The organism is Rhizobium sp. LjRoot30, assembly GCF_964253915.1.
Lineage (GTDB): Bacteria > Pseudomonadota > Alphaproteobacteria > Rhizobiales > Rhizobiaceae > Metarhizobium.
The window spans coordinates 320,606-333,052 of sequence record NZ_CAXUSG020000002.1; the positions used below are offsets into that span (position 1 = coordinate 320,606).

The window sequence follows — 12,447 nt, forward strand, 5'->3', positions numbered from 1 at the left end:
GCCGCATGGAAACGAACCGTCTTCCGGCGCTGCTCAAGCAGGCCCTCCTCACCTTCACCGTCTCGCTCATCCTGTTCGGGCCGATTTCGGGGCTTGTTCTCGATGGCTTCACCTTCCGCAACGAACTGATGCGCGCCGTCCTGCTCGCCGCTGTCGTTACGGCCGGACGCGTGGCCATTTCACTCATACAGATGACCGGCTTTGGCCAAAAGCTAAGCCGCCGGGTGGCCGACAGCGGCGCCGGCGTGACCGTGCTGACCGGCAAGGAAAAGTCGCCGGTCCTGCTTTTGCTTCTGCTGTTCGTCGCAGGCCTCAGCCTGCCCTTCTTCACCGACAAATATTTCCTTGGCATCGCCATCCTGGCCCTGATCTACTGCCTGCTCGGCCTCGGGCTGAACATCGTCGTCGGCCTTGCCGGCCTGCTGGATCTCGGGTTTGTCGCCTTTTATGCCGTCGGTGCCTATCTGCTGGCGCTCGGCGCACAATATCTCGGCCTCGGCTTCTGGAGTGCGCTGATCATCGCCCCGTTCCTCGCCGGCCTCTGCGGCATGGTCCTCGCCTTCCCGGTCTTGAAGATGCATGGCGATTATCTCGCCATCGTCACGCTCGGCTTCGGCGAAATCATCCGCCTGGTGCTCAACAACTGGCTGGATTTCACCGGCGGCCCCAACGGTGCGCCCGTGCCGGCGCCGACCTTTCTCGGCCTGGAGTTCACCCGTACCGCCAAGCAGGGCGGCGTGCCGATCCATGACTATTTCGGCATCGCCTACAGTGCCGACTACAAGTTCTGGTTCATCTATCTCGTGCTGTTCCTCGTCGTCTGCCTCGTCATCTATGCGGTCGAACGGCTGCGAGTGATGCCGCTCGGCCGCATGTGGGAGGCCTTGCGCGAGGACGAGATCGCCTGCCGGTCGCTCGGCGTCAACCACGTCTTCACCAAGCTGACGGCCTTCATGCTCGGCGCTTCGACGGGCGGGCTTGCCGGCGTCTTCTTCGCCGTCCACCAGGGTTTTGTGAACCCGACCTCCTTCACCTTCTTCGAATCCGCACTCATCCTCGCCATCGTCGTGCTCGGCGGTCTCGGCTCGACAGTCGGCGTCATCGCCGCTGCCCTCGTGCTGACCATCCTGCCGGAACTGCTGCGCGACTTCGCCGAGTACCGCGTGCTGATCTTCGGCATCATGATGGTGGTGATGATGATCTGGAAGCCGCGCGGCCTCGTCCGCATCCGGCGCCCGGCATTCTTCCCGAGTGTTGCGGCCGATGGCGGCGATGCGCTGCCTGCAGCAGGCAAGGCGGAGGTGACACGATGAACCGACCGCTCCTCGACGTCCGCAACGTCACCATGCGCTTCGGCGGCATCGTCGCCAACCGGGATGTCAGCTTCACCGTCCAACAGGGCGCGGTTACCGCCCTCATCGGGCCGAACGGCGCCGGCAAGACGACAATGTTCAACTGCATCACCGGGTTCTATCGCGCCAGCGAGGGCCAGATCCTGCTCGATGGCCAGGACGGGCCTCAGGATCTCGGCGCCTTGATGACCCGCCCGATCACCGGCGGCTCGCATCTCGTCACCCGCGCCGGCATCGCCCGGACCTTCCAGAACATCCGCCTGTTCAGGGAAATGTCCGTAGTCGAGAACCTGCTGGTCGCCCAGCACAGGATAACGGCCAACAATATCCTGAGCGGCGTCTTCCAGACCTCCGCCTTCCGCCGCGCCGAACGTGAGGCTGTTGACCGGGCCTATTATTGGCTGCGGGAGATGAACCTCACTGACGACGCCAACCGGCTTGCCGGAGAACTGCCCTACGGCCGGCAGCGGCGCCTGGAGATCGCCCGCGCCATGTGCACCGGCCCCAGGCTGATCTGCCTCGACGAGCCGGCAGCCGGCCTCAACCCATCGGAAACCCGCGAGCTTTCCGAGGTCATCAAGCGGCTCTGCACCGTGCATGGCCAGACGGTTCTTGTCATCGAGCACGACATGGGCCTGGTCATGCGCATTTCCAACCATGTCGTCGTGCTCGACCACGGCGAAGTGATTTCCGCCGGCACGCCCGGGCACGTCGCCAACGATCCCGCCGTTGTAGCCGCCTATCTGGGCGTGAGCGAAGAGGAGATGCAGGCATGAGCGAGACATCCGAAAACACCGTTCCATTGCTGGAATTTTCCGACGTCCACGCCCATTACGGCCCGGTGGAAGCGTTGAAGAGCGTCAACGTCCATATCCACAAGGGTGAGATCGTCAGCCTGATCGGCGCCAACGGTGCCGGCAAGACGACGCTGCTCTCCTCGATCTTCGGCGCACCACGCGCCTCGGCCGGGCGCATCCTGCACAAGGGCGAGGACATTTCCCGCCTGCCGACCAACCGCATTTCCCGCCGCGGCATCGCGCTGGTCCCCGAAGGCCGGCAGATCTATCAGGACATGACGGTTGAAGAAAACATGATGATGGGCACCACGGCGATCGGCATGGAGCATTTTTCCGAAGACCGCACCGCCATGTTCGAACTTTTCCCCCGCCTAAAGGAGCGGCGCAGCCAGACCGCCGGCACCATGTCGGGCGGCGAGCAGCAGATGCTTGCCATCGCCCGCGCCATGATGGCCCGGCCCGAACTGATCCTGTTCGACGAACCGTCGCTCGGCCTTGCCCCGCTGGTGGTCAAGCGTGTCTTCGAGGTGCTGCGGGAGATCGCTGCCATGGGCAAAACCATCTTCCTAGTCGAGCAGAACGCCAACCATGCGCTGAAACTGTCGCAGCGTGCCTATGTCATGGTCAACGGCCGGATTCATCTCTCCGGGGAAAGTGCCGCCCTTCTCGACAACGAGGATGTCCGCAAGGCCTATCTCGGCCTCCACTGACAGATGGCCGGCGTGAGGTCCCAACGAAGCCTGCAAGCCCTGCCTTCAGCACATTGAAGACTCTATGTGTTTGATATATCAGTTCTCTAGATATCGGCTGAAGGAAAAGAGATGACCGAAGAGACTGTCGTAACCCTTGCTGCCCTGAAGGAGCGTGTCGAGGCGATTTTCCGGAAAGCCGGCCTCAATGAGACGCAGACATCGGCCATTTCCAAGGTCATCCTTGCCGGTGAACGCGACGGCTGCAAGTCGCACGGCATCTATCGCATCGAAGGCGCATTGCGCACCGTCAAGGCCGGCAAGGTGAAGCCGGATGCAACGCCTGAACTGCTCCTCGAGGAAGGCTCGGCAATCGTCAAGGTGAATGCCGGCGGCGGGTTCGCCAATGCCGCCTTCGAACTTGGCATTCCGGAGCTGGCCAAGCGCGCCAGCACGCTCGGGCTTGCCGCGATGGTCATCAACGATTGCACGCATTTTTCCGCCCTCTGGCCGGAAGTCGAGGCGCTGACGGAGCGCGGCCTGGCCGGTATCGTCATGTGCCCGAGTTACGCGACCGTGGCGCCCACCGGTGGCAACAAGCCACTTCTCGGCACCAACCCCTTTGCCTTCGGCTGGCCGCGGCCGAGCGGCTCGCCCTATGTCTTCGATTTCGCAACCTCGGTCGCGGCCCGCGGCGAGATCGAACTGCACCGCCGTGCCGGCAAACAACTGCCCGAAGGCTGGGCCATCGACGCCGACGGCAATCCCACCACCGATCCGGAAGCGGCCTTGGCCGGCGCGATGCTGCCTTTCGGCGGCCACAAGGGATCGGCGATCGCCACGATGGTGGAGCTGCTGGCCGGCATCATGATCGGCGACCTCACCAGCCCCGAAGTGCTGGATTATCTCGGCACCACGACGCTGGCGCCGTTCCACGGCGAACTGATCCTCGCCTTTTCGCCCGAAGCGTTTGCCAAGGGGCGGCCCGGCGATCCGTTCGCGCGGGCTGAAGTGCTGTTCGAAGCGATTGTCGGCCAAGGCGCCCGCCTGCCCTCGCAACGGCGATTCGCGGCACGAAAGACCTCGGAGAGTCAGGGCATTACGCTGTCCGCCGCCGAAATGCAGCAGCTGGAGCGGCTGCTCGACAAGGGGCTGGACGCCGTCTCCTGACGGGGCTGCGCTTGTAAATGAAGCCCCTCATCCGCCTGCGTCCTACGGACCCTTCTCCCCGCAAGCGGGGCGAAGGGGATATGCCGCGCCCTTTCCGCCACATTCAACGTAGCGTGTGGCACGTCCCCTCTCCCCCCTGCGGGGAGAGGGTTAGGGTGAGGGGCTAAGACGACCGCCAAGCCCGGGCAAAATCACGCCTTGTACGTCTGCACTGCGCCCGGAAGCTGGCTCCACTGCGCATACCAGGCGTCGAACAGCTTGAGCTGGGCCTCGACATAACCGCGCTGGCTATCGGAAAGCGTATCGGTCTCGTTGAAGTGCAGGGTGTATTCCTTGTCGCCCTTCAGCACCATCATGTGCTTGAAGAACAGCACGAGGTCCGGGCCTTCATCGAAGGAAGACAACACGGCGAGCGCCGATTCCAGTTCCAGCGCCCGCTGGCGGGCATCCGGATCGCCGGCGGCGGCGGCGCGCGCCAGGTTGCACATATGGATGACTTCTTTCGGCAGCACGCAGCCGATGCCGGTGATGGCGCCGGTGGCGCCGCAATTGACGAAGCCGTGGAACACACAGGTATCGACGCCGATCATCAACGTCACCTCGTCATCGCGGCTGGTGATGTTTTCCGCCGCATACCGCATGTCGGCGGCGCCGCCGAATTCCTTGAAGCCGACGAGATTGGGGTGTTCGGCGCGCAGCGCGAAAAACAGGTCGGCGCGGGTCGCAAAGCCGTAGTACGGGCTGTTGTAGATGACCGCCGGCAGATCCGGCGCGGCAGACAGGATCGCCTTGAAATGGTTCTTCTGGGCAGCGATCACCGAACCGCGCGACAGGACGCGCGGAATAACCATCAGGCCCTTGGCGCCGACTTTCTGCGCATGGGCAGCATGGGCGACGGCCGAGGCCGTGTTCACCGCGCCGGTGCCGACGATCACCGGCACGCCGGCCTTGACCAGACGTTCGACGCCTTCCATGCGTTGCGCATCCGTCAGAAGCGGCCAGTCGCCCATCGAGCCGCAATAGACGACGGCGGACATGCCCTTGGCGATCAGTTCCTTGCCCTTGCGCACCAGCGCATCGAAATCCGGGCTGCGATCGTCGTTGCACGGCGTCATCAGCGCGGGAATTACACCTGAGAAAATATTGGCCATTCTTTCACACTCCTCTTGCGAGCATGCGCCCCTGCGCCGCCGTATCTGCAATTATGAATACACGATAAATTTTATTTGTCGACAAGAAAAATACAAGGCGTCAAAGATCGATATCCAGCTGCCCCCGCCGGCTGAAAAGTTTCTGGATCTGCGAAACGATCTGCTCGGCGTGGAGCTTGCCCAGACGATCGCATTCCGCCAGGTCCCGCGCCGCAATCGCGGCGATGATTTCTTCATGTTCATCGACGAAACGCTGCGGCAGACGGTCCTCGTAAGACTGGTAATAGAGCCGCAGGATCCGCCGTCCTTCGTCCAGTAGCCGGTTGAAGAGGCTGATGAAATAAGGATTACGGCCAGCCTCGGCGATCGCGGCATGGAAGGCGGCGTTGGTGGCGATCATGCCGAGCGCATCCTGCGCCTGCACCGCCGCGGCAAATTCCGCCTGCCGGGCACGGATGGTCTCGAGATCCGTTTCCCGGTGATATTCGGCCGCAAGCCGCGTGGTCACGCGGTACATCAACACCAGCGCATCGAAGAACGTATGCATGTTGATGAAATCGATGTTGGAGACCCGCGTCGAACGGTTGGGCAGGGTTTCGATCAGTCCCTCGCTGGCAAGCCGCACAAGCGCCTCGCGGATCGGCGTGCGGGAAATGTCGAAACGTTCGGCGAGATACACCTCGTCGATCGGGCTTCCCGGGGCCATTTCCAGGTCCAGGATCTCGTCGCGCAGGACGTCATAGACCATTTTTACGCCGGAACCGCGTTTGCGCTCCGGCCCGGAACCTGCTTCAGCCATTGGCACCCCCTATGTCGACATCATGAATACATGAGCCTGATGACATCGACAACCGATGGGTGGATCCAAGGCGGAGTTCAGCCGTCCGTCGTGGCCGTCGCCTGCCACAGATCGAGCGCCATCTGCCGCAGAAGCAGTGATTCTTCCCAACGGTCGGTCGTATCGTTGCCGTCACGGCCGGTGATCGAATAGGGTTTCGGGCCGAGTTCGCAGGTGAAGACCAGTTCGGCGTCGCCTGCTGCGCGCGACCGCCAATGGCGAAAACCATATTCCCACCATTGCAGGAAGAGATCGACCCAGGGGCGGTGATGCGGGAAGGATATCTCGATCTGCACCTGCTCGCGCGAGGCGACACGGCCATGAAAGGCATGCGAATTTCGCAGAATGCGCTGGATCAAAGCATGGTTTTCCGCATCCACCGGAAAGGCGAACTCGCGACCGACGAGGAAATGCGACAGGTCCGCCAAAAGCGGCAGGCCGGGCCGCTGATCCAGCAGGTCCAGCGTGAAGAACAGGTCCGTGGTCATCCGGTCGCGATGGGTTTCGATGTACACCGGAATGCCGGCCTCTTCGGCAAGCCGCATCCAGCCGTCGAGCAGCGGCAGGCAATCCTCGACCCGGCGCAGGCGGATGTCGGGTTGCACGTTGATGTGGGTGACGGGATGTTCCGACGCCAGTTCCAGGGGCAGGCGCAGATCCTCGACCGTGCGGGGAAAACAGACGCCCTCGATCTTCAGGCCCGTTCCCCTGATGGCCTCGTTGAGACGCAAGACTTCCTGGCGGTCGGTATAATGGGTGCTGACACCATTGAAACCCGCCGCGGCGATCATGGCGATGTTTTCGTCCAGGCTGCGTTCATGGCCGTCCGTGTGGCGGCGCTCCATCGCCCAGAGCGATTGGAGGACAATCAGTTTCTGCATCAGGCCGCCCTTGCGCTTATCGATATTGTCGTGAGGTTGACGCCGGGATCGGTGCGAAGACGCCCGTCAAGGTAGAATTACATTTCGCCGCCTCCCAGCGGAGGCACGATAATATGGCGCGCTTCATGCGGCAAGCCGGCGGCTTGCAGGCCGGACGGGCCGTTCGGACACCCAGACGAAAAGCCCTGTCTCCGGCTTTCAGTTCAGCGATGCTTATTCCTCATCCGCCAGAGGATAGGTCGGAGGGAACATGTCTTTTACCGCCGGATGGCCCCAGGTGCGTTCCGGATATTTGGCAACCAAGCCTTCGAACTGCCGCTGGGCCTGGCTACGGGCTGCACGCATATCGAACCCTGCGACCTCCCCTTCGCGCATCGACAGGCGGCCATCGACAAAAACGGCGCGCGTCACCCGGCCCGTTGCGCCGAAGACCAGCGATTGCACGGGATCGACCGTTGGAGCAAATCCGCCGTCGCCGAGATCGAAAATGGCGACGTCCGCTTTCGAACCCGCCTGCAGACGGCCGAGATCGCTGCGGCCGAGCGCATCGGCGCCGCCGATGGTTGCCGCGTCGAACACCTCCGATGTCGAAAGCCCCTGTTCGTCCCCTTCGGCGAGGCGGCCCATCATCAGCGCGACGGCCATGTTCAGCACCATGTCCGGCGGCGCCGTGTCGGTGCCCATGCCGATGCGGATGCCAAGATCGCGGCAGCGGCGGAACGAGCGCAGCAATTCGCCGCCGCGGGCATAGACCAACGGGCAATGGGCGATGGTGACGCCGTGGCGGGCGTAGAGGTCGAGATCCTCCGGCTCGGCCTCCACCGCATGCGGCGCGATCAGCCGGTCGTGCAGCAGGCCGTGCCGGGCCAGCCATTGCGGCGCAGTCGTGCCGTGCAGGCGCTGCACGGTTCGCCGCTCCATCTTGCCCTGCGCCATGTGCAGCCTCACCGGCAGCCCCATCTCGGCCGAAGCCGCCATGGTGCGCTGGAGCAGCGGCAAGGTGCAGGTCTCCACCCGGTCCGGCGCCAACATGGCCTGCACCAACCCCTCGTGTTTCCCGGAGATCCGTTTCGCAAAGGCGATGGCCTCGTCGAGGCCTTTGAGGCCGCGGGCTTCGTCGAATACCGGCTCCAGCACGCCGGGCGCCTCGCAGACCATGCCGCCGGCGCGATAGGCGGGACCAAGCCAGACGCGCAGCCCCAACTCGCCGGCCGCCATCGCCGCGGCGTCGAATTCGGCAACGGTCTCGGCCCATTCACGATAAAACAGCGAGGCGATCGGCAACGCTGTGGTGATGCCGTTGCGCAGCAATTGGCCGAAGGCGTAGCGCTTCTGGAACGCCAGTTCATCCGGCGAATACATTTCGTACGGACCACGGTCGACATAGCTGCGCGGCCAGACCCGGCCCGTTGCCCAGCCTGGACCGTAATCGACCGTCAGCAGCGTCGTATCAAGATCGGAGAGCGCATCAAGATCGACAAAACCCGGCGAGACCAGCATGTCGCCCAACTCGATCCGCCGTGCGACCTCGCCGGGAAAACGCGGGCCGACATAGAGGACATCTGACCCCTCGATGACGATTTCTCCGTCGCGCAGCAGCCGATGGCGACCGTCGGCATGTGCAACGATCCAGCGGGCCGAAAGCGCCGTGCGCCCCTGAGGCCGCGTACCCAGCGCCAGGTCGGCAAGGCCTGTCGCGGTTTGACGGTCCGGGTTCATGCCGACCTCGCCAGATCGCCGGCCTTGTCGCGCGGAAAGGCATAGGCCCCAGCCTTCGAGGTACGAAAACCGCCGCCCGTCAGCGCCTCGGCGAGTTTGACCGCCGCCGTCACGCCGTCGATCACCGGCACGCCCGCCTCGCGCGACAGCCAGTCGCAATGTTCCGCCATGCCGGCACAGCCAAGAACGATGGCATCGACCCCATCCTCGCGAATGGAGAGCCGCGCTTCGGCAAGCAGCCGCGACCGGGCGATGTGCGGGTCGGATTCCAGCGAAAGTACCGGCAGGTCTACGGCACGCACGCGGCGGCAGCGGTTGCCTGCCCCGTAACCGGCGATCAGATCCTCGATCACCGGAACCGACCGCGGCAAGGTGGTGATCACCGAAAAGCGGGATGCCACCGTCACCGCCACCTGAACCGCGGCCTGGCAGATGCCGATCACCGGACCGGTTGCCACTTCGCGGGCGGCCGCCAGACCGGGATCGTCGAAACAGGCGATCACATGCGCCGTTGCCCCCCTCGCCTCTGCGGCACGAATGGCCGCCAGCATGCCGGGCACCGCCATCGCCTCGTCGGCATACCCCTCGATCGAGGCCGGCGTGCCCGTCGCGGTGACCGCATCGATCTCGGTGCCTTCAGCGCGGATTGCTTCCGCCGCCCGGGCGATCTGCGCGGTCATGGAGGCGGTGGAGTTGGGATTGATCACATGGATCCGGGTCATCCGGCGGCTCTTTCCGATTTGGGCATGACTTGCGCAGCCTCGTAAGGAAGCAGCGCCTCGGGCTTCTTCAATTCGAACTGGCGGTCGGAGGTGATGTAGTTGTCGGCATGCAGCCGGGCGATGGGCTGGTAGGTTTCAGGGTTCACGTAGCGCCGCTCGGCATCGAGGCAACGGTCGTGGACATGCATATGCACCACCTCCCCGACGATCAGCACGCGCCGGTCATAATCGAGGATGCGCTCCACCCGGCATTCGAAACTGCAGGGGCTTTCGGCGATGCGGGCGACCTCGATCTGGTCGCAGGGCACTGCCGTGAGGCCGGCGAAGGCGGGTTCGTCGACATCAGAGGCAAAATTGACGCTGCAGACGATCATCGCATCCGCAATCGACATATCGACCATGTTGACGACGAATTCCCCGGTGCGGCGGATGTTGGCGACGGTATCCTTCTCGTCACCATTGCCGCGGGTCTGTATGCCGAGGACGACCAGCGGCGGCTCATGCGAGAAGACGTTGAAAAAGCTCATCGGCGCCGCATTGTCGTGCCCAGCAGGCGAACGCGTGCCCACCAGCGCAATCGGCCGCGGCCCGATGAAATTGGTCAAGAGCCGGTAGCGGTCGGCGCTGGAGATTGCGGTAAAATCGATATCCATGCGTTCTGGTCCCAATCAGCCGGCCTTGCCCGCAACGATAGCACCCCGGCGCACCACCCAACGGTTTGCCGGACGCCGGCAAAGGGCATCGCCGGCATTCAATGCTTCGATCATCACGAAATCCGACCTGCCGCCGGGTTTCAAGCCATAATCGGCAAGACCGATGGCCCGCGCCGCAGCGTCGGTGGCGCAGCCGATGGCGCGCCTGAAATCCTCGTCGGTGTTCCAGTCGAAACGAAAGGCGGTGAGGAAAGCACGCTCCAGCATGTCGCCATTGCCGAGCGGCGACCAGGCATCGCGGATACCGTCGGAGCCGCAGCAGACGGTCACACCCATGTCCGTCAATTGCTCCACCGGCGGCACGGCTACGTCGGCAGGCGCAGACGTCATCAGGGAAATTTTGAGGTCTGCCAGCCTGCGGCCGATTTTCGCCAACCGCGCCTCGGGGATCATGCCGACGCAATAGGCATGCGACACCATCACCTTGCTGGAGAGGCCGCTGGCCTCGGTATAATCGGCGATCCGGTCGATCTGCCAGGCGCCGAGTTCGCCCTTGTCGTGCAGGTGGATGTCGACGCCGACGCCCTTGGCGACGGCAAGGTCGAAGATGAACCGCAGCTGGCCGTCCGGATCGCCGTCGATGCCGGCAGGATCGAGGCCGCCGACCGTTTCGACACCCATGTCGATCGCCTGGCGGATCAGATCGGTCGTTCCGGGGCGGCAGAGAAGCCCCTGCTGCGGGAAAGCGACGAATTGCAGGTCCACCTTGTCGCGCCAGGTTTCACGTAACCGCAGCATCGCCTCGACATGCGAAAGCCCCATGTCCGGCGCCACGTCGATATGCGAGCGCACGGCCGTGGTGCCGTGGCGCAGCATCTCGGAGAGAAGCCGCGATGCTCGCTCCTCGGGGGCGGTGGTGTTGGCGGAGAGTACCTTGCGCTCGTTGTCGATGTAATCGCGCAGGCGCCCTGCCCGGTAGCCGGGTTGCCATGCCTCGCCCCAGAGCGTCTTGTCGAGATGGACATGCGGCTCGACGAAAGCCGGAAGCACCAGCCGTCCCTTACCGTCGATGGAGTCGGGGGCCGTGACATCGGCACCGATCTCCTGGATGACGCCATCGGCGCAGCGGATACCGATCGTACGACCGTCGATGTCGCGCAGGTTGGTATAGGTGGTGGTCATGGTCTCCTCCGGGCATTCGATTTCGGTGCAAACCGCACTGGCCGCACCAGACTGTCGACAAGTCCGAAACCCTCTTCTTCGTCATGCTCGGGCTTGTCCCGAGCATCTGCGACCTATTGATTTACGATACGTCGGCAGACCCTCGAGACAAGCCCGAGGATGATGTGAAGTGGTAAGCGGGTTTGTCACTAAGCTGGACACGGCCCGCTCCGGGCCGTGTCCCTTATTGTCAGCCCTTCAGGCGCGTCCAGATGCGGTCACGCAGTTCGCGGGCCTTCGGGCCGCAATCCTGGGTCGGCACCAGACGGCTGGAATATTCGGCCGGCATGTTGATCGCTTCCATCTTGCGCCACTGGTCGCTCAGGAACTCGTCGGACTTGATGGCGTTGGCATAAGCGATCGCGTTGGAAACGGCGGCGGCATTTTCCGGCGCCATCATCCAGTTGATGAAGATTTTCGCATTTTCCGGATGCGGCGCATTGGCCGGCACCGCAAAATTGTCGCGGAACATCGGCGTGCCTTCCTTCGGGTAAAGGAAACGGATCGACGAGCGCTGGGCGGTGGCGCGCGCCGTCGCACCGTTCCAGACGTGGTACATGGCGACTTCGCCGGAGGCGAGGCGATCCACGGTGCTGTCGGAGCTATAGAGCTTCAGCTTGTCTTTCTGGTCCTGCAAGAGCTTGAGGATCTTTGCGGCATCCTCGTTGCTCTCGGTGCATTGCGGGATGCCGAGGTAGATGGATGCCGCGAGAATTTCGTCGCTGGCGGTATCGAGCGCAGCAATTTTGCCGACGAGATCGGCGCGCGGCTCGAAATATTCCTTCCAGCTCGCATCCACCGTGCCGCCTTCGACCTGGGCGCTGTCATAAGCGAGACCTGTCACGCCCCAGAGATAGGGCGCGGAATATTCGTGCTTCGGGTCGAAGTCCGGGTTCTTGAAGGCGTCCTTCATGTGCTGGTAGTTCGACATCGCATGCGTGTCGATCTTCATCAGCAGGCCGTCCTTGATCATGCCGGGGATGACGTAATCGCTCGGCACGATCACGTCGTAGGAAGCGCCGCCGGACTGGAGTTTGGCAAGCAGCGTATCATTGCTGTCGAAGCCGTCGAGGATCACCTTGATGCCGGTCTCGCTCTCGAACTTCTTCAGCAGATCGACGGGGTAATAATCCGTCCAGTTATAGAAATAGAGCGTCTTTTCCGCATCTTGCGCCGCGACCGGCGAGGCAAGCAATGCAACGGCGGCAAAGGCTGCGCCGAAACAGGATTTCAGGTGCATGCGATACTCCTCCT

Annotated in this window: 12 protein-coding genes; 4 read left to right on the forward strand and 8 right to left on the reverse strand. The window is 63.3% G+C overall.

Translation table 11 applies throughout. The annotated features are described in order from the left end of the window. Nucleotides 1–5 precede the first annotated feature (5 nt). The 4 genes from livM to ACSQ3I_RS05470 all read left to right on the forward strand — a co-directional run bounded on the left by livM (nucleotide 6) and on the right by ACSQ3I_RS05470 (nucleotide 4,008). On the forward strand, nucleotides 6–1,313 hold the full coding sequence (gene livM, locus ACSQ3I_RS05455) for a high-affinity branched-chain amino acid ABC transporter permease LivM (protein ID WP_435996792.1): 1,308 nt from the start codon (nucleotides 6–8) through the stop codon (nucleotides 1,311–1,313). Next, nucleotides 1,310–2,128 (forward strand): ABC transporter ATP-binding protein, encoded by an 819-nt coding sequence (locus ACSQ3I_RS05460; RefSeq protein WP_435996794.1) that lies wholly within the window; start codon nucleotides 1,310–1,312, stop codon nucleotides 2,126–2,128. Before livM ends, ACSQ3I_RS05460 begins: the two co-directional genes overlap by 4 nt. Continuing rightward, nucleotides 2,125–2,859 (forward strand): ABC transporter ATP-binding protein, encoded by a 735-nt coding sequence (locus ACSQ3I_RS05465; protein ID WP_435996796.1) that lies wholly within the window; start codon nucleotides 2,125–2,127, stop codon nucleotides 2,857–2,859. Before ACSQ3I_RS05460 ends, ACSQ3I_RS05465 begins: the two co-directional genes overlap by 4 nt. Before the next feature lie 111 nt (nucleotides 2,860–2,970). Beyond that, nucleotides 2,971–4,008 carry an Ldh family oxidoreductase gene (locus tag ACSQ3I_RS05470; protein ID WP_435996798.1) on the forward strand — a complete coding sequence of 346 codons (1,038 nt, stop codon included), beginning with the start codon at nucleotides 2,971–2,973 and terminating at the stop codon, nucleotides 4,006–4,008. A 191-nt stretch (nucleotides 4,009–4,199) separates the two neighbouring features. On the opposite strand, the gene ACSQ3I_RS05475 is transcribed toward ACSQ3I_RS05470, so the two are convergent. From ACSQ3I_RS05475 to ACSQ3I_RS05510, 8 genes are all read right to left on the reverse strand, one after another. After that, nucleotides 4,200–5,159: a dihydrodipicolinate synthase family protein gene (locus ACSQ3I_RS05475; protein WP_435996800.1), complete on the reverse strand. Its 960-nt coding sequence runs from the start codon at nucleotides 5,157–5,159 to the stop codon at nucleotides 4,200–4,202. A 100-nt stretch (nucleotides 5,160–5,259) separates the two neighbouring features. Next, the gene (locus tag ACSQ3I_RS05480) at nucleotides 5,260–5,958 is read right to left on the reverse strand and encodes a GntR family transcriptional regulator (RefSeq protein WP_435996802.1); all 699 of its coding nucleotides are present in this window, start codon (nucleotides 5,956–5,958) and stop codon (nucleotides 5,260–5,262) included. Between the two features lie 77 nt (nucleotides 5,959–6,035). After that, entirely contained in the window at nucleotides 6,036–6,878 is an 843-nt protein-coding gene (locus ACSQ3I_RS05485; protein ID WP_435996804.1) for a sugar phosphate isomerase/epimerase family protein, read from the reverse strand. A gap of 213 nt (nucleotides 6,879–7,091) precedes the next feature. Next, nucleotides 7,092–8,597 carry an amidohydrolase family protein gene (locus ACSQ3I_RS05490; RefSeq protein WP_435996806.1) on the reverse strand — a complete coding sequence of 502 codons (1,506 nt, stop codon included), beginning with the start codon at nucleotides 8,595–8,597 and terminating at the stop codon, nucleotides 7,092–7,094. Beyond that, nucleotides 8,594–9,319: an aspartate/glutamate racemase family protein gene (locus tag ACSQ3I_RS05495; protein WP_435996808.1), complete on the reverse strand. Its 726-nt coding sequence runs from the start codon at nucleotides 9,317–9,319 to the stop codon at nucleotides 8,594–8,596. Before ACSQ3I_RS05495 ends, ACSQ3I_RS05490 begins: the two co-directional genes overlap by 4 nt. After that, nucleotides 9,316–9,972, reverse strand: a complete 657-nt coding sequence (locus tag ACSQ3I_RS05500) for a flavin reductase family protein (protein ID WP_435996810.1) — start codon at nucleotides 9,970–9,972, stop codon at nucleotides 9,316–9,318. The genes ACSQ3I_RS05495 and ACSQ3I_RS05500 overlap by 4 nt, the downstream gene beginning before the upstream one ends. A 15-nt stretch (nucleotides 9,973–9,987) precedes the next feature. Further along, a complete protein-coding gene (locus tag ACSQ3I_RS05505; RefSeq protein ID WP_435996812.1) occupies nucleotides 9,988–11,154 on the reverse strand; it encodes an amidohydrolase family protein in 1,167 nt (388 codons plus the stop codon). Between the two features lie 229 nt (nucleotides 11,155–11,383). Continuing rightward, nucleotides 11,384–12,433: an extracellular solute-binding protein gene (locus tag ACSQ3I_RS05510; RefSeq protein ID WP_435996814.1), complete on the reverse strand. Its 1,050-nt coding sequence runs from the start codon at nucleotides 12,431–12,433 to the stop codon at nucleotides 11,384–11,386. Nucleotides 12,434–12,447: the final 14 nt, after the last annotated feature.